This window comes from Acinetobacter sp. ACIN00229 (assembly GCF_016106645.1).
GTDB lineage: Bacteria > Pseudomonadota > Gammaproteobacteria > Pseudomonadales > Moraxellaceae > Acinetobacter > Acinetobacter oleivorans.
This window is the reverse complement of the sequence record NZ_JADWOM010000017.1, coordinates 52289-68603: the sequence shown is the minus strand read 5'-3', so window position 1 is coordinate 68603 and position 16315 is coordinate 52289. Positions and strand designations below refer to the sequence as shown.

The 16315-nt window shown below is 32.8% G+C and carries 19 protein-coding genes and 1 pseudogene; 9 read left to right on the top strand and 11 right to left on the bottom strand.

Annotated features, from left to right (window positions below; genetic code table 11):
- Positions 1-82: 82 nt before the first annotated feature.
- The gene (locus I7H67_RS15480; protein WP_198308250.1) at positions 83-535 is read left to right on the top strand and encodes a MarR family winged helix-turn-helix transcriptional regulator; all 453 of its coding nucleotides are present in this window, start codon (positions 83-85) and stop codon (positions 533-535) included.
- Between the two features lie 47 nt (positions 536-582).
- Here the strand turns inward: I7H67_RS15480 and I7H67_RS15475 are convergent, their stop codons facing one another.
- Positions 583-2043: a carotenoid oxygenase family protein gene (locus I7H67_RS15475; protein ID WP_198308249.1), complete on the bottom strand. Its 1461-nt coding sequence runs from the start codon at positions 2041-2043 to the stop codon at positions 583-585.
- 103 nt (positions 2044-2146) lie between these two features.
- Here I7H67_RS15475 and I7H67_RS15470 point away from each other — a divergent pair, with 103 nt between their 5' ends.
- Positions 2147-2758, top strand: a complete 612-nt coding sequence (locus tag I7H67_RS15470) for a TetR/AcrR family transcriptional regulator (RefSeq protein WP_005305621.1) — start codon at positions 2147-2149, stop codon at positions 2756-2758.
- A 37-nt stretch (positions 2759-2795) separates the two neighbouring features.
- Here I7H67_RS15470 and I7H67_RS15465 read toward each other — a convergent pair.
- The 4 genes and pseudogenes from I7H67_RS15465 to I7H67_RS15450 all read right to left on the bottom strand — a co-directional run.
- Positions 2796-2975: pseudogene (locus I7H67_RS15465) on the bottom strand (hypothetical protein); the annotation flags it as partial.
- A 137-nt stretch (positions 2976-3112) separates the two neighbouring features.
- Entirely contained in the window at positions 3113-4246 is a 1134-nt protein-coding gene (locus tag I7H67_RS15460; RefSeq protein WP_198308248.1) for an OmpW/AlkL family protein, read from the bottom strand.
- A 340-nt stretch (positions 4247-4586) separates the two neighbouring features.
- Positions 4587-4823: a hypothetical protein gene (locus tag I7H67_RS15455; protein ID WP_198308247.1), complete on the bottom strand. Its 237-nt coding sequence runs from the start codon at positions 4821-4823 to the stop codon at positions 4587-4589.
- A gap of 7 nt (positions 4824-4830) precedes the next feature.
- Positions 4831-5040 (bottom strand): hypothetical protein, encoded by a 210-nt coding sequence (locus I7H67_RS15450; protein WP_005305637.1) that lies wholly within the window; start codon positions 5038-5040, stop codon positions 4831-4833.
- 352 nt (positions 5041-5392) lie between these two features.
- Between I7H67_RS15450 and I7H67_RS15445 the strand changes: the two genes are divergently transcribed.
- A complete protein-coding gene (locus I7H67_RS15445) occupies positions 5393-5566 on the top strand; it encodes a hypothetical protein (RefSeq protein WP_005305641.1) in 174 nt (57 codons plus the stop codon).
- Between the two features lie 275 nt (positions 5567-5841).
- On the opposite strand, the gene I7H67_RS15440 is transcribed toward I7H67_RS15445, so the two are convergent.
- The 3 genes from I7H67_RS15440 to I7H67_RS15430 form a co-directional block, all read right to left on the bottom strand.
- A complete protein-coding gene (locus I7H67_RS15440) occupies positions 5842-6072 on the bottom strand; it encodes a hypothetical protein (RefSeq protein WP_005305644.1) in 231 nt (76 codons plus the stop codon).
- A gap of 151 nt (positions 6073-6223) precedes the next feature.
- Positions 6224-6406, bottom strand: a complete 183-nt coding sequence (locus I7H67_RS15435; protein WP_005305647.1) for a hypothetical protein — start codon at positions 6404-6406, stop codon at positions 6224-6226.
- A gap of 158 nt (positions 6407-6564) precedes the next feature.
- Complete coding sequence (locus I7H67_RS15430) at positions 6565-6705, bottom strand: hypothetical protein (RefSeq protein ID WP_013197772.1); 141 nt, start codon at positions 6703-6705, stop codon at positions 6565-6567.
- 351 nt (positions 6706-7056) lie between these two features.
- On the opposite strand from I7H67_RS15430, the gene I7H67_RS15425 reads away from it, so the two are divergent.
- Genes I7H67_RS15425 through I7H67_RS15410 form a run of 4 tightly spaced genes read left to right on the top strand, consistent with a single transcriptional unit; the run spans position 7057 to position 9438 of the window.
- A complete protein-coding gene (locus I7H67_RS15425; protein ID WP_198308246.1) occupies positions 7057-7800 on the top strand; it encodes a hypothetical protein in 744 nt (247 codons plus the stop codon).
- Positions 7801-7815: 15 nt separating this feature from the next.
- Positions 7816-8349, top strand: a complete 534-nt coding sequence (locus I7H67_RS15420; RefSeq protein ID WP_014206865.1) for a PAAR domain-containing protein — start codon at positions 7816-7818, stop codon at positions 8347-8349.
- 5 nt (positions 8350-8354) lie between these two features.
- Positions 8355-8966 carry a hypothetical protein gene (locus I7H67_RS15415; RefSeq protein WP_014206866.1) on the top strand — a complete coding sequence of 204 codons (612 nt, stop codon included), beginning with the start codon at positions 8355-8357 and terminating at the stop codon, positions 8964-8966.
- 1 nt (position 8967) lies between these two features.
- On the top strand, positions 8968-9438 hold the full coding sequence (locus I7H67_RS15410) for a hypothetical protein (RefSeq protein ID WP_198308245.1): 471 nt from the start codon (positions 8968-8970) through the stop codon (positions 9436-9438).
- Between the two features lie 29 nt (positions 9439-9467).
- On the opposite strand, the gene I7H67_RS15405 is transcribed toward I7H67_RS15410, so the two are convergent.
- From I7H67_RS15405 to I7H67_RS15395, 3 genes are all read right to left on the bottom strand, one after another.
- The gene (locus tag I7H67_RS15405) at positions 9468-12980 is read right to left on the bottom strand and encodes a translation initiation factor IF-2 associated domain-containing protein (protein WP_198308244.1); all 3513 of its coding nucleotides are present in this window, start codon (positions 12978-12980) and stop codon (positions 9468-9470) included.
- A 75-nt stretch (positions 12981-13055) separates the two neighbouring features.
- Positions 13056-13610, bottom strand: a complete 555-nt coding sequence (locus tag I7H67_RS15400; protein WP_198308243.1) for a TetR/AcrR family transcriptional regulator — start codon at positions 13608-13610, stop codon at positions 13056-13058.
- A gap of 789 nt (positions 13611-14399) precedes the next feature.
- Complete coding sequence (locus I7H67_RS15395) at positions 14400-15257, bottom strand: SDR family oxidoreductase (protein ID WP_198308242.1); 858 nt, start codon at positions 15255-15257, stop codon at positions 14400-14402.
- A gap of 127 nt (positions 15258-15384) precedes the next feature.
- On the opposite strand from I7H67_RS15395, the gene I7H67_RS15390 reads away from it, so the two are divergent.
- Both I7H67_RS15390 and I7H67_RS15385 read left to right on the top strand, forming a co-directional pair.
- Positions 15385-15744 carry a winged helix-turn-helix transcriptional regulator gene (locus tag I7H67_RS15390; RefSeq protein WP_003651924.1) on the top strand — a complete coding sequence of 120 codons (360 nt, stop codon included), beginning with the start codon at positions 15385-15387 and terminating at the stop codon, positions 15742-15744.
- A 106-nt stretch (positions 15745-15850) separates the two neighbouring features.
- Entirely contained in the window at positions 15851-16285 is a 435-nt protein-coding gene (locus I7H67_RS15385; protein WP_005305679.1) for a winged helix-turn-helix transcriptional regulator, read from the top strand.
- The last annotated feature ends 30 nt before the right edge of the window (positions 16286-16315 follow it).

The following is a 16315-nucleotide window of genomic DNA, read 5'->3' as shown; positions in this document are numbered from 1 at the left end:
CCTCAGTGTTTTACCAATTTAAGTTGACCGCATAATCCTGTGGTGCAAAAATATGAATAGATATAGCTATTTATAAATAAAGATGAAGAAGAATCCTGAAGAAATAACACAGTTACGTACGCAGTTAATGTCCTTGGTCCGACGTATGCGGCGCGAGGCACGCAGTGACGAAAAATCTTGGGCACAGCTGCTTCTGCTCGGTGCCATCGATCGCCATGGTGGGATGGCAACCCCTTCGGTGCTGGCTGAGTCTGAAGGTATGCGTTCTTCCAATCTGGCCGCTGCGCTGCGCACTCTAGAAACTGATGGTTTGCTGAAACGTATACCTGATGCTGAAGATCGACGTAAGATCAGGGTAGTATTAACTCAGGAAGGATTAAGCCTACTACATGAAAGCCGTGCGCGGCGTGAAACCTGGCTTTCTAATGCCATGGAACATTGTCTCACTGCCGAAGAGCAGACATTGTTAATCGCAGCAGGGAGTTTAATGGCACGTATTGCCAACTCGCCTCCACTAAAAGAGAATTCTTATTAATCCTATAAAATGTGCATTCTTTTAGCAGAATGCACATTACTATCTTTTTAAATATCTACCCAATTTGCATGAAAACCTAAAGGCACTCGTACAGGTAAATCAATAGTAGCTTGGGGTTCTTTGCCAATTTTTTTGGAGTCGAGTATTACGACTTTACTTGGCTTTATTCCGTCTAAAGCATGGATATACGAAATTAACCAACCATCGCCCTCTTCACTCTCAGATTGTTTTGGTAAAAAAATCACTTCACCAGTAAAATAGTCATCACCATATGAATGCTTATAGGATTCACCTTTGAGTAAATCATGGACCAATAAATTATTTGCTTTTAAATTAATATTATCTACTGGCTCACCTTCATTTCCGACAGAAATTGAATAAGCAAAGCGATAGGGTTGCCCAACAAAACGTTCATCTAGACGAGGAAATTCTTGAGGAATCTTTGAAATTACTTCCCGTTTTAGAGTTTGAGTACCAAATTGCAAAGTCCATCTTTCAAACTGGATGAACTGCTTATCTACTGGTCCCTGAATAGAGTCAGTAAAGGTCTTGGTGTGAACGCAAGCATCAAAAATGATATCGCCATTTTCAAGATCATATGCATTAAATGAATGAAAAATAATACATGGATCTACATCAAACCATTTTATATCCTGTGCATCACCATTTTTTGGTAAGACACCTATTCGCGCAGGGTGCTTTTCATTCCATGAATAGGGTAATTGCATCCCTTGTAACATTCTCTCGATTGAAAAAGTTACAGGGAAATCTAGAACTAGCATTTTAGTTTTTGTCATACCGCAATCATGCATCATTGGCCCATGCTTAACAGGGATACTGACCCGCTTCTTAACTTGGCCCGATTGATCAATCACCTGATAATAGACTTGCATTGGCAGTAAAACATCATAGCAAATCGCATGTAATTCTCCCGTATCTGGGTCAACATGGGGATGAGCTGTAAAAGGATAATTATCTTTGCTGTTGAATAAACCATATTTAAGGCTATTTAATTCATGATCTAAAGCGACTGGAAACGGCCCTGATTCTGTTATTGTCCAGATTTTTCCTGCATGACCAATAATATTCGTATTTGCGACATCAACTGGACCTCGAGGCTCACCTTTTATTTTCTCTCGCCCTAATTTTTTATGTATGTGATGCGTCCCTACATATCGATTTTTATACCATAATGCTTGACCATCTTTTAACCTTAGGCCATGTACCATCCCATCGCCCATAAACCAATTATAGTTTGCAGGGTTTTCAACTTCTAATGGATTTGGACCCATTCTTAAAAAAATGCCATTTAATGAAGATGGTATTTCTCCATGCACAACCAAATCACTTGAAAAAACCTCTTCAGTAACTGGTGCAAAGGGACCTACAAGAAAAGGATTATCTGGGCTATAGGGAACTCGGCTTTGATGGAAACTCAGAAACTTCCCTACTACGGAAGAAACCAGCTTATTGTTAACAATTTCATTACGGATACTTGTCCTGTTCATTCGATTACATCCTACCTGTTGATTAATTTTTTGTATAATTCCAGTATGTATCAACAAATGTATACACTGTATACTTAATTAAAATTACACGAGGATGTTTATAGTGTCAACATCGAGCATAAATCCAACTTCTAGCTATCACCATGGTAATTTGAGAGAAGCTTTACTTATTAATGGCTTACAATTATTAGAGTCTAGTCAGGGTGTTGATTTTAGTATGCGAGAATTGACCCGCATGATTGGAGTATCCCCAAATGCGGTTTACAGGCATTTTGCAAATAAAGAAGAACTACTGACCGCTTTAGCCATATATGGTTTTGAACAATTAATAGAAGCTCAAGCGCATGCTATTCATAATGCAACCAACCCCAAAGCGGGTTTTTTAAACTCAGGTAAAGAATACATATATTTTGCTATTAAAAACCCATCTTTATTTAGACTGATGTATAGCCAGTTTGCTGTTGCTCAAGATGATGAAAAATTAAAATCTATGACAGATTTATTCTATACAGGAATGCTATATGCAGCGGCAACAGCATTTCAAACCTCTGTCGATACTGAACAAAGTCAAACGATGGCAAGATTAGCTTGGGGCATGGTTCATGGTCTAAGCTATTTAATTATTGACGGACAATTTAGTCATTTGAGTAATGATGAACTCAACATCATGATCGATAATGTGCTAGAAACAGCAATAGCTGTATCAGGAAAATAGCTGCTTTTAGATTAAAACAACAGCAAGATATGATGAATCAATGTTTTCCTATTCTTATACGAAAACCATGAGGATTTTCATCCGTAATTTTAATTGTATAAAGATATTTAAGCTGTTTTTGATCTTTCCTCATATCAATTTTAACTACCCCATCAGCCTTCTCGCCAACTATATCAACTTTATAAGTATAAAGTGGTCGTTTAGGGATAGAATAATTGATACCAACATATCATACGTTAAAAAAGAAAAACCCCACCAATACTTGATATTTGGCAGGGCTTTCTATGCATAGAAAATACGACAGGTTAAATCGTAAATTTTCCTAAACGAAAGATTAATATTTAAATGAGGATATTAAAAACGATAACCCACACCTAGATATGTAATTAAGGGATCAATATCAACTTTGGTTGAGGCATGAATTAACTGCTTACCTGTTTTGCTATCAATCACATCAATATTTGCGCGGTTATTTAACTTTGCATAGGACACTGAACCAACGGCATACCAATTTGGCGTGATGTCATAAGTAGCGCCTAGACTCACAATTGGGGCAATCGCATCCGTTGCTTTAACCCGAACATATGGATTTGCACTTGAAGTTTTACCATCTAATGCAGCGCCAGCATTGTTATCTAGTACATTCTGAATCATATGCCCCGCAGCAATTAAGTCAGAATTAATTTGGTCGTTTAACTTAATATTAGAGAAGCGTGAATACATAATTCCAGCACCAATATATGGGCGCAATTTATTTACTCCTGCCTTACCAAACTGATATTGAGCTTCTAATGCTGGAGTCCATGCACGTACCGTAGCAGCTTTCGATTTATTACCAAGGTTAGTGATCGGAATATCTTGTAATAAATCAAGTTTATCCCCGATAACCAAAGCAGCTAACCCTTCAGGATTTGCAAAACCAGATAACGGCGCGTTGATTTCTCCTTCCCCCTTAATATCAACTTTTGGAGGAATCCCACCAATTAACTGTAAAGACACATTCTCATTCACATAGTAATTAAACATTAAACCCAGAGTGTCTACGTCTTCTGCTTCAAGCCCTGTGCCTTTACCTTCCCATTGTTCTAGACCTTTAATGGTTGCTGTACCCGTAATATCTGGCGAAACCATGTCATTTTCATCTACAAGCCCTAATAACTGACCAACCGATTGTTGTTGATTGCCGTTTTCATCGACTGGATGACTAAATACCATATCAAGAACTTCTTTGGCATTTTCCCCAGTTGATAATGTTGCATTAGGGTCTATTGATTTCATAAATGCTGAAGTAGAAATAGTTCCGACTTTGGCAGTGGTTCCATTTGCTACAGCAGTATTTATATTGAATGGATTTGCTTTCCCTTGTGGCATGACATGCAACCACCCAGCAGATACAGAAAACCGTTTAAATTCTGCATGTGCTGTTTGAGTTCCCGTTACAAAAGCCACGGCGAGCAGATTTCCGCCTATTAATTTTAAAATATCCATTTTATTTCCTTTATTTTATTTAAGAGGTTTCCATTAACCTCTTCATTTAAAATAAAGATTTTTTTAACTTTTGGTAAAATTTTCCGACAAAAAGCATTATAAAACAATATATTAATTTTACTTAATTTATTTTAATTGATTGAAAAATATACAATATAAGTGAATTTTCTATGGAAATTTATAAATTAAAAAAAGCCCATCTTCCGATGAGCTTTTTATTTAATTAAAATTAACGGTATGTATTGGCTTTAAATTCTGCTAATACTAGGCTTATAAAATCTATGATTTAAATACAACGACTATTTATTAAAAAAAAGAGCACCTAAGTGCTCTCTTGTTCTTATTGATTTTTGGATAAGGCAAAATTTATTGCCCTGTCATATGCGTGTTCTTGTAACTCGGTATATACATAGAAATGCTGTTCTGCCTTGGTAACAGGATTAATGAGTTTCATTGCTTCATAACTATGAGTATTTAAATCATTAGGATCAACATCAAATGCTTCTAATTGCTGCTCTCTCCACTCGCCACTTAGAACACCACCCACACAAAGCCATTTTGTTGAATTGTCTGACATATCATGTTTACTCTATATAATAGCTGTTGCCATCGGAACTGTTAAAAACCAAATTTAAAGTAGGGTAAATACATTCACCTTTTAACAAAATATATTCAACTTTGGGTCTCTGAACTCTAGATGAATGACCGATTTTATTAGTATCTACTTCTGTATAGTTTGCGTGCGCTCTTTTTTCTTTACCTTGGAAATCAATAATTGTAATTTCTTTTAGCATTAATATGCTCCAATTTAATCATACATATTATGCCCAACGATATTTTTATACTATCAATATTTTGTAGACACTAGATTGAATTAATTTTTAAAAAACTATCAATCCAAAACGTGGAAAAAATTTATATATGTGTACTTTGTGTACCCCTACTTGAAAGTTGGATAAGGTAATTTCAAAATTTAAAGGATAAGACTCAACAGGTTATATATAATTGATTTTATTTATGAAATAAGTTGTCGAGATAAAGATCCTTTCTTGGACAAATCAACACACATGAGTCTTAAAACTACCGCAATGTAAAGGCCTTTAAAGTGTACTATCAACTCTCCCTAATGAAGATAAGAAGATAAAAATGTCAGGTTTTAAAAGTTTTTCTCAAAATACAACTAACCACGCTAATATCATCAAATCTCAAATGAACAAGCATCCTGCAACACCACCTACTGAAACTCAACCTTCAGAAGTTCCAGGCACAGTAAAAGATCTGCCTGAGAATAATGAACAACCTGATCCTAATAACAAATAATTTCTTATTAACAGTGCCTTGGACGTTGTTTTGAGGCTCTGCTACTATAAAGAATAAATTAGTGCACTGATTTATTATACTATTAACTACTTTTATCAATTTGATTTGTTTAGTTATTTAAGAAATTACAGCCATTCATTCCAGAAAATTGATATGACTAGTCTCTCAGATATGAGGGGCTTTTTTAATTGTTTTTACTTAACTCGTATTTAGCCGACTCCGCCTAGATAGATTAAGCCCACCATAATTGGCGGGCTTATTTTTTAATATGTGAATTATGAAAGATAGGGATGTTTTTGCGCCAAGTGATCATTCGCTATTTTTGTAATTTCAAAATAAGATAATTCTGCACAAAGCCAAAAACGATATATATTTTCGCCCACTAAGTAACTCTGGCGGTTGTATGTTGATTGTTTACTTGCATCTATTTCACTGGCTTCAAAGTAAGTACCTTCACGGTCATATACAACTTCACCATCTAAATCACCGCCAATACAAATGAACATTGTAATAATCCATAAATTTATGAAGATCAGCTTAACACATATAGAAAAAATCCCCCCAAAATAAGGATACTTTGCGGAGCTTTATTTACTGTAAACAGTCAGGAATTTTTAGTCGTATTGGTTAGGGTAGATAAGCTTTATTAATCGAATATCAGCTCTTGATTGAACTTTCTATTTGAATTTTATACTTAATATTTTTCTCCTCATCAATATAGGATAGTAAATGTTCATCCCTTCTTTTCCTTAATTTTCCAATTTCTGAATCAATTTTTGCAGTAATCAACGATTCCTCTTCTTGCTCCTCATTAGGAATGTACTCACTTATTGATTTCATACTTTAACACTCCTGTTTTACTGCATTGTTAGTTTAGAACAACTAAATAAACAAGTGCATTAGAGTGTTTTTTATTATTAAAAGAAAATTTGAAATCTATAAAACAAAAAAGCTCACCTTCCGATGAGCTTTTATTTAATTAAAATTAACGGTATGTATTAGGTGTTAAATTCTGCTAATACAAAGTTTTTTACTATTTCATCAAAATTAGGTTTCAGAAGAGTTAGCTTGCTATCTTTTATAGTTTTATACCAATAACTTGCTGCAACTCCCATACTGAACAAAGCTAACAATTTCATTGCTCACCTCACTTATTGGGAAGAGTGAAACTTAAAGTATCATTCGCGTTTGTAGCGTTCCAACTCGTTTTAGCGAGGTTTCTGTATATATTTTAAGCAATGTGTAATAAAAAAGGCCCATATCTTGGTGAGCTTTTTTCCTTTAACACTATGTATTTATACTAAGAATAATTAATGATCATCATTGAATTTTAAGATAAAATTAAATTCTTTAAATATTTTTCATTTTTCATAATAAGTTAAAATTATCGCAAAAAACAATTAAAATTTGAAATAAGTCTCATTTATTATTGCTGACCCTTATATCATTTGTCAAAATAAAGATATTTCAAATATTAATAATTTTTAGATATGGCAAATCAGACAAGTGGCTTTTTAGAGATTTTAGATAGACTCGGTTTACCTGAAGACATAAAGAAAAATCTTATAATCGCATTTACGATTATTGTAGGTATTTCAATGCTTCTTTCTGTTTTAGAGAAGTTAGGTATTATTAAGCTTTTTTCACTATTTTTTTCTAAACTTTTTTCTAGTCAAAATCCAACTGAAGAAGATATTAAAGTTTTGAATGAACTAATAAACTTTGAAAATTTAGGTTTAGAGCAAACCAAGAATAAACCCTACGCTTTGCAAGCTAACTTACTTAAAGAATTGGCTCTTTTAAACCGTTATTTCCAAATCAATTTGACAGATATTTTTACTTTAAGATTTTTATTTACACGTGAAGAACCTAAGCGAGCCAAAAGACTTTATTCTCCAAAACTTGATAAATATATTGAAAAATCAGGAGACAGATATATTCTGAAAAAAAAGATAAGTTTCTGGGTAGTATGGATTCCATTATGTTTATGGATTGCTATTTATTGTTATAGTGCCTATTTTTTATTAGACATCTTATTTAGTTCAAGAGAATTTAAAAATGGTGAACCTATTGCTTTTTTATATTATGTCTGCATTGTTATAGTCGTTTTTATAATCGCAGGAGTAACAAGTTTTCTTCTTCGGCCTTGGCAAGCCAAAATTTTTACCCAACTTAAAAGTAGCAATCCAAAATTACGATTGCAAAGAAAAATACATAAAAAAATAGATAATTAGCTTAGGAGTTAATAAATGAAACCAGCAATTGTTATCGGCAATACCACTGATCACGGTGGTATAGTTAGTACTGGAGATAGTACATATTTAATTGATGGTAAGGCCGCCCATGTCGAGGGCATGACTCATTTTTGCCCTAAATGTAAAGTTACTGTCACCGCTCTCTCAAGTAGCCCGCTTGTTGTGATTAATGGTCGTGCAATAATTGTCGCTGGTGATAAAACTAGCTGTGGTGCAACCTTCTTACCAAGTCAGAATTTATTAGTTCGTGATCAAGGCAGTTCAAGCGGATCTGGGAGCTCTACAACAAACGATAGCTTGGTTCAAAATACAGAAAAAGAAAATAGTGTCATTTTCAAATTTAAAGATCCGAATACAGGCAAACCATTAACCGATTTTCCATATATTCTTACTCTTCCGAATGGTGAACAGATAGAAGGTAAAACTAATAAAGCAGGAAAAACGGAACTTACTGTGACTGGCGTAAAACCTGAACAAGTCAAAATCGAAACCTTAGATCTTTCAGAACCAATGCCACCTTTGGAGTAAGAATTATGGGTAATCAGCCAATTACTAAGAATATTCCCCCTAATAGCAAAGCTTGGGACGGCTATCCTTCTAAAGTTGAAAGCTGTAATGTTCCTAAGCCGTTCTGTTATTTACAGTTTGATCGACCAATTGCGATGCCTTACACCTTCATGATGTCTTTACAACAATGGGAATATGTAGAAAGAAGGAATAAATTAGAGTTTTTATTGGCAGTACGATTTGGCATGGAATATGACATTGCCAAATTAAACGAAGACGTTTTAATTTCTACGGGCTTTCATACTGGAATGTATGTAAAGTTTCAAAATTATTTAAGAAAACATTATGAAAAAGATGCAGCTGTTTTAATGGCAGTTTTCCAAAGTAATGCTTTCACTACCCGATTTGGAACATCTTTTGCGATTGAAGATTTAGTTGGTCTAAAAGGTGCTATCGATGATTTACGGATTGACGATATCATGACTGGGGCACATATGATTTCACGGAAAAATGGTTATGCTACACAAATTAATAGAAAGATGTATCGACAAAACTTTAACCAAGACTACAATCCTACTATGTTAAAAACCTTAGCTGCTCAGGGATTATATCCTGACGAAATCGAAGGAATCTTCTAGAATGAAGAAATATTTATTAATTTGCCTTTTGCCAATTTTTACTACTGCTTGTAGTGCTAAGCCAACCCCACAAGAAGAACTAGATATTCAAGCTACCTTTTTACCTACTGTATTCAATCTTGATGCAGGTACTTATGCTTTAGCACCAAAAGAAGTCCCTACTGCTTTAACCAAACAATTGTACGATGATGCTTTATTTAAGCTTGGTTTATTAAAAAGATATGATGACCAAGCAAGTGCAGAGTCAAAACTTGAAAAGTCTGTAAGACCTGTTGCTTTAAATACTTTATGTTTAATGAGTAAGTTTGTTAATAACCCAACTTATGTAAAAGCTGTAAAGCATAGTATTGAGCAAGAGCCTGATTTAAATAAATGGCTCAAAGAAAATCAACCAAAATGGCAAAAAGCTTTAAGTAAGGAAAATCCAGAAATTTTTGACTACCCATGCAATATAACTATAAAGCCACTTTAAATGGCTTTATAGTTATACATAGATTTAACTTAATTATGACCTGTTAATTTCCCTTGATATTGGTCAATATAAAGTTTACCTAGTTTTCCTCCTATTTCAGGAGTATACTCTGGATTATCCATTCTATTTAAAACATCAATTAATTTTCTTACAACATCATTCCATGCTTTGTTTTTATCTGCATACTCACTTACTTCCATAGCTTTTTGGGGAGCAGCTTGGAATGCAGATAAGCTATTGATACGCCCCCATAAGCAAGGTTTAATTATTATAGGAAAAATAACAATGTCTTTTCCTTGAGAAAACCTTTTAAATTGCTCTTTTCTTTCAATAGCTACACTTAATTCTTTATTAAAAATATATTCATTTGCAAGCCAATTTGGACTAATTAACATACAAATAATATCGCTCTCCCAAAGTTTTTCTTGAATAGAAGAATCCCATGTATCTCCAGCTACAAGTTGGCTACAATGCCAATGATCAATTAATCCCTCTCTCTTTAAAGGACTTAAGTGAGTAATAAAATCTTGTACCTCTTGATAATCCTCAGTAGAGTGAGATATAAAAATTTTTCTCATTGCGAGTTCTTTATTAGTGAATAAGCTAAAATCTGCTGAACGATAAACTCTATTATTATAACTAAATAAGCCTGTGGGTTTACCATTATAGTTTAATAAATTATCATTTATATTATCCACATCAATATAATCAATTTGGTTTGGTGCTAGAGCAAACTTTTTATAGTTATACCCAGCTAATTGATCATCTAAAAATTTAATTACTTCCCCAACAAAAGAATGGCTTGCGGAGAATTTATTTTTATTATAAGTACTAATACGAATAGCAGGTTTTTTTACTTCCTCATTATCATCAATTTTTATCTTAGAATCAAAATCAAGTATCTCACCCAAATCAAATTCTAAATAAAGTAAAGGCTGTTTTTTTATCTTAATAGACTCTAAATTACAGTCATTTACATTTTCCAATTTTTCAAATAAAATTGCTTTATTTTTCCAAAGTAAATAATCAATAGATTTTAAGGATTTTTTACTAATAAGATTTTTCTTAAATCGAACTAAAACTTCAGTAAATATATTAACATGATAAAAATCTTCAAATCTGTATTCAATAATAGGATAATCAAATGAATCTAAAAAAATTTCTTCCGCTAGAGACAAATTATCCTTTAAATAATTTGGTGCAATAAATACTTTTTGACCATCTTCTTTATCTGGGGCCTCAAACCAAATTTTATTATATAACATAAAAGCAGAGATATATTCTAAGAATATATCTTCTTTATCATTACCCCATACTGAAAAAAGAGTTTCTTTATCATAGTATCCTTCTCTATTTTCATGATATGTTTCCGAAACCAAAAAATCATGTATTACATCATTAACTCGTGACAAATTAATTACTGCATATTGATTTAAAATATTTTTTTCATTATCAGAAAGAAAATTACTCCCCTTTGACAATAGAAAATTATACTGATATTTTTTATAAGAATTTTCACTATTATAATTAAGAATTAAATCACGAATGAAATTGTAATTTTCTAATTTTTTAATTTTTAATTTATTAGATAATGCAAAATTACTTAACTTATTCTTAGAAATCCAATATAAGCTCATAGTAACATTTAACCACTCCATAATTTGTTCAAAATTTCCATCCCATCCTATTCTCTCATTTACTTCAAGGAAAATTTTTCTAATTTTTTCAACTGAGATAATAACATCATCTGTTTTTTCAGCTATTTCATTTATTTCTTTTTCAACTTCAGCTAAAATTTTAGGATATGTTTGCTGAGTAGAGTAGTTGTCTATTATAAAATTAATTTTCTTTTTCAATTCATTTCGGTACTTACGAAAATCTTTATCTGACAAAGCACAAAAATCATGAAAACCATTAATAAAATTATACTTTTTCTTTAAACTTACTCTATCTAGCTCAAAATAACTACTTTCTTTTGGATTTTGAATTAAGTGTAGTTTTAAATTATTATTGCTTTCTTGATCAAAATTCAAATTGTTTAAAGAATCATCTTTTCTTTTAAAATATGAAACACTACCTAACCAATAATTTAATGGGTATGTAATCTCTCTTTTACTCTCGCCAATAGAATTCAATCTATCAAAGTATGAGCGATGATATATATATTGACCATTCCCCCACAAAAGAATATACAGTGCATTTGAGGAAAAGTGACTATAGTGAGTATTATGATAGTAATCTTGCCCACCAAAATCATATCCCATAACTTCTATTTTCTTATTATCCCCTGAAGTAAAATTATAATTAAAGATATTTATACCTTCAGTACTATTGCAATTATTATTTATGTAATCAACCTCCCCCTTTTTAAGGATTTTATATAAAGTTGTTTTACCTATTCCTGTATTACCTAAAAATATCAATTTAACTCTATTAACTACTATAACATCAAAAAATATATCTCTCAGTTCTTTGTATCTTTCCTCTTGAGTTGGCTTTTTTAAGGCAGATAAAATTAAGTCTGGAAAAGAGTTTTTATCAAGCAAAATATCTATATATGACCCATCATATTTTTTATTAAAAATTTCATGCGGCAATTTTAGATAATTTATATTATTATTACTTATATTCAAAACTAACAGACTTGCTGGCAATTTCTTAACAACACTAAACCTTTTTATATTTGAATGACTGAAATTCAATTCTTTTATTTTCGAAAATTCAGATAAAATTAAAACTTCTTCAATATTACATTTATTTGAATTTAAAATTAATTTTTCTAAATCATGGAATTCTTTATTAATTTTAAATTCAGTAAAATTATTTAAACTTAAATCCAATAATTTGATATAGCTAGTCTCAAGCTCTTTTAAAAAATTACAATCAGGTAAATCAGAATTAATAACGAGTTTTTCTATTGGGTTCCCCATTAAATTTAATCTTAGAATTTTTGGCATTCTGGAGAAAATTATAATTTCTTTTATATTGTTTCCGCTTAAATTTAGCTCAGTTACCTCAGTCAAATTAAAATCACTTATATTATTCAAAGTTTTTAAATTTAATTTTGAAAAGTCTATTTTTGTTATATTAATATCTTTATCAAAATCCAATCTTTTTATTAAAACTTCATAACTTATAAAACAATTATTTAAAGCTAAAAAATTCAATATTTTGTTAATTACTGAGTCTCGCAACCTCTGATAATATTGATTTCTTAATTGAAGATTCTCTTCTTCAATATCTTTTTCCAATTTTGTAAATGTTTGTTTTTTTCTTACTTCAACATTTATATTTTTAGGAGTTCCTTTAATAGTTGATACTGTTGCTGTATTATTTATTCTTCTCTTCAATACTATCTTTGAAGATTTATTATCTATAGGATTCATTTTTTTTAAATAAGTGACTAACTTATCTTGATCTTCAGTTGTGATTACATCTTCAGGCATACGTTGAGGTAACCCCGCCCCCATAATTTGCTCTAAAAGTTTCTCAACTGTACTGCCCACACTAATTGCTAACTCTTTTACTGTCTTATCTGTCATAACTTACTCAATTAAAGTATCTTAATATATTTTAAGAAAAGATTTATCTTTTTCATTTCACTTAATTTATTAATTTTAACTGATTGTATTAAAAAAGTAATCCACCACTACATCCCTCTCCTCTAAACGATTTGAGCTTAAAATCTGGAACATCAAACCATCAATTAAGTTTAAAACCATATTGGTATCGGGTTTTAGTGTGCTGTTCTCTAAACTAAAAACCAGATCAAAAAGTTCTCGAAGTAGCCATTTCCTATACTCAATTGCCATTTGGTAGGCCTGAGAGTAAATCTTTTTAATTTCAAAAATAGCTTTAAGCAATAGATAGTACAGACTATTAAAATTGACATGTAAAACAATAATCTCTTTGAGTTTATCGCTTGAGGTTCGGTAACGACTTGAGTAAATAATTGCTAGCACTTCTTCTTTCAGTCGGCTTTTTTGAAAAGATATGCACTTTTCAATGAGGCGTTCTTTTGAGTGAAAGTAGTTGTAAAAAGTAGCTTTAGGAATTTTGGATTCTTTGGCAATCAAGTCCACGCCCGCATTGTGGAATCCATAAATATTAAACAGCTCTATTGCGGTATGAATAACGTGTAATTTTTTGGAAGATGTTTCTAAAGTTGGCATAGTTTTACCGTTATAAATTCTTGTTGTTTCTAAAAGAGATTAAAAAGCCTGTGCCTTTTCTGGGAGAAAAAAAGGCACAGCAAAGCCGTAAAGACTGTGCTTGGCACATCTCAAGTTTTATTGTTGCTAAGTTTTAGACGTGACGAATTAAAGTCCGATAAGCCTATAGCTCATCAAACTGCTTTAAATTGATTTAAGTTGTGTCGAGATAGATTTTGACAGTAACTGCCAATAATTTATGAATGTGCATAGCCAACTCCTTCTTTTGGGAGTTCTGCCGAAACATTATAAATTATGGTGGCAGAACGGAAGCAGGTTGACGGACTGGTTTGAACTCCAGCACACTCGAAAGTGTCCCACTCCCGTCCTACCGCTACGGGAGGGAACGAGGTGTGCACACAAAACTATTCCTCAGAAGAAATAATCCTGATGTGGTTCAAATAACGGTCCGTCAAAACCGACTGGCAATGTAGGCCAGCCCGCAAATGGTAATCTTCAAAAATTAAGGTGTCAATGTGAAATTGGCTATAAATTATTTAATTAATTATTGTTTTTCATTTAATTACACAATTAAGAAAAAACTTAAGTAAAAATAAACAGAAGTAGAAATGGTAGAAGAAGCAGTAACAGCAATTCAATCAAAGTTACGCTATACATCAGGAAAAAATCTGATCGGGTCAACTTACTTTGCATATTAATGATAGGAAACCTATTTATTAAAATATACAAAAGGCCTAAATCCGAACAATTTAAGCCTTTTTGCTTTTAGATAAGAACTATAGCGTTAACTTAAGATAAGAATTCTTTAATCGTCTCTTGCATACTTGTAGTGGCACGACCAATTAACTGGTGCAGATCTTTGCTATCACTATACAAACCACCTTTAGATACGCCTTCATCTGAATCTGCCAAGATGCCAGCAAACCCTTCTGGTATGCCCAATTGTATCAAGAGCGCTTTATATTCCTCTTCTGGTAGGTCTTGGTAAATGACTTCTTTTTTGCTAATTTCACTTGCCCATTTTGCAACATCGTCAAGGGTATAACTCGCATCGCCTGCTAATTCATAAATTTTATTTTCATGTCCGTCTTGCGTTAATACCACAGCGGCAGCAGTCGCATAGTCTAAGCGTGAAGCAGAAGCAATTTTGCCGTGATGGGTTGCCCCAAAAATTTTGCCATGCTCAACTGCTTGTGCAAGCCCCATTGCATAGTTTTCGCTGTACCAGTTATTACGTAATAGCGTATATGGGATATCCGATTTTTTTAAATATTGTTCAGTTTCAACATGTTCTTGTGCTAATAGAAGTGGTGATGTATCTGCATTTAATAAACTCGTGTAAACAATAAATTTTACGTCTGCAAGTTTTGCCGCATTAATCACATTTTGGTGTTGTACTGTACGTTGACCAACTTCACTCGATGAGATTAATAAAAGCTTATCAATACCAGCCAATTGAACCGAAAGTTTATCTGCGTCATGGCCATAATCAAAAGCACGCACTTCGATCCCTTTTGAGCTTAAATCTGATGCTTTTTCTGGATTGCGAACTAATGCGACAATATTTTTTGCGTCAGTCCGTTCGAGTAATTGAGAAATAACCAATTGGCCGAGTTGACCTGATGCACCAGTAACTGCAATACGCATGATGATCTCCATCTGATGTAGTTGATATATTCCAATCATCGTAGTACCTTAACTTACTAAAAGTAAGTACTTACCTAAAAGTAAGTTTAGAAACAAATGTAAACTTTTGTAATGAAGGTGGTACGCGATGAAAGGATACGTTTTTGCAGCAGATTGTCCCTCTCGAAAAATTTTATTAACTCTCACGAGCCGTTGGAGTGTCTTGATTTTAGTTGCACTTCGAGATCAACGTCTGCGTTTTAATGAGTTAAAGAAAATTATTGATGGCATTAGTGAAAAGATGTTGGCACAAACCCTAAAAACGCTTGAGCACGATGGTTTTATCGTACGTCAGGATTATGCGGAAATACCGCCTCGCGTAGATTATCAATTAACTGACTTTGGACGCGAGGCTTCCGAACGACTTTTTGATTTAACTACTTGGCTTGAAAATAATTTATCCAAGTTATTAGAAAGTCAGCCTAGTGCAGACATAGTTCAAAATTGACTCGGGACATAGAGTTATTATTGTATATTTAGCATTCAAACTCGCTTAATTCGCTACTTTGTGTTAGTATTGTTTTAGTAGTTACTATTGAGTTTATTAATTCGATATGAGTAAAAATAGCAATCTAGAAGTCTGCCCAATCGCCAGAAGCCTTTCTGTACTAGGTGATGCGTGGAGCATGTTGATATTACGAGATGCTCATGCGGGTTTCACTCGTTTTGATCAGTTCCGTAAAAGCTTAGGTATTGCACCAACCATGCTAACAAAACGGTTATCTGTTTTAGTAGAAGAAGGCTTACTCGAAAAAAGACAATATTCTGAACACCCACCACGTGAAGAGTATGTATTAACTCAAGCAGGTAAAGATTTTTTACCAGCTTTATTTGTGATTGGTGCATGGGGTCGAAAATATAAACCCTTTGAGCAACCTGAGAAAATGGTAACTTTCATTGATGCAGAACAAGGCACTGAAATCAAACCTATTGTAATTGACCAAGTGACGGGAGCCGAAATTGGTACTCGCCCGATCAGTCAAAAGTAATGAATGATTTAAATATAAAAGCACTCAATT

Bases quoted from the DNA above. Each gene is read 5' to 3' on its own strand.
- I7H67_RS15480 (WP_198308250.1), top strand. From the start codon at position 83: ATGAAGAAGAATCCTGAAGAAATAACACAGTTACGTACGCAGTTAATG.
- I7H67_RS15475 (WP_198308249.1), bottom strand. From the start codon at position 2,043: ATGAACAGGACAAGTATCCGTAATGAAATTGTTAACAATAAGCTGGTT.
- I7H67_RS15460 (WP_198308248.1), bottom strand. From the start codon at position 4,246: ATGGATATTTTAAAATTAATAGGCGGAAATCTGCTCGCCGTGGCTTTT.
- I7H67_RS15455 (WP_198308247.1), bottom strand. From the start codon at position 4,823: ATGTCAGACAATTCAACAAAATGGCTTTGTGTGGGTGGTGTTCTAAGT.
- I7H67_RS15450 (WP_005305637.1), bottom strand. From the start codon at position 5,040: ATGCTAAAAGAAATTACAATTATTGATTTCCAAGGTAAAGAAAAAAGA.
- I7H67_RS15445 (WP_005305641.1), top strand. From the start codon at position 5,393: ATGTCAGGTTTTAAAAGTTTTTCTCAAAATACAACTAACCACGCTAAT.
- I7H67_RS15440 (WP_005305644.1), bottom strand. From the start codon at position 6,072: ATGTTCATTTGTATTGGCGGTGATTTAGATGGTGAAGTTGTATATGAC.
- I7H67_RS15435 (WP_005305647.1), bottom strand. From the start codon at position 6,406: ATGAAATCAATAAGTGAGTACATTCCTAATGAGGAGCAAGAAGAGGAA.
- I7H67_RS15430 (WP_013197772.1), bottom strand. From the start codon at position 6,705: ATGAAATTGTTAGCTTTGTTCAGTATGGGAGTTGCAGCAAGTTATTGG.
- I7H67_RS15425 (WP_198308246.1), top strand. From the start codon at position 7,057: ATGGCAAATCAGACAAGTGGCTTTTTAGAGATTTTAGATAGACTCGGT.
- I7H67_RS15420 (WP_014206865.1), top strand. From the start codon at position 7,816: ATGAAACCAGCAATTGTTATCGGCAATACCACTGATCACGGTGGTATA.
- I7H67_RS15415 (WP_014206866.1), top strand. From the start codon at position 8,355: ATGGGTAATCAGCCAATTACTAAGAATATTCCCCCTAATAGCAAAGCT.
- I7H67_RS15410 (WP_198308245.1), top strand. From the start codon at position 8,968: ATGAAGAAATATTTATTAATTTGCCTTTTGCCAATTTTTACTACTGCT.
- I7H67_RS15405 (WP_198308244.1), bottom strand. From the start codon at position 12,980: ATGACAGATAAGACAGTAAAAGAGTTAGCAATTAGTGTGGGCAGTACA.
- I7H67_RS15400 (WP_198308243.1), bottom strand. From the start codon at position 13,610: ATGCCAACTTTAGAAACATCTTCCAAAAAATTACACGTTATTCATACC.
- I7H67_RS15395 (WP_198308242.1), bottom strand. From the start codon at position 15,257: ATGCGTATTGCAGTTACTGGTGCATCAGGTCAACTCGGCCAATTGGTT.
- I7H67_RS15390 (WP_003651924.1), top strand. From the start codon at position 15,385: ATGAAAGGATACGTTTTTGCAGCAGATTGTCCCTCTCGAAAAATTTTA.
- I7H67_RS15385 (WP_005305679.1), top strand. From the start codon at position 15,851: ATGAGTAAAAATAGCAATCTAGAAGTCTGCCCAATCGCCAGAAGCCTT.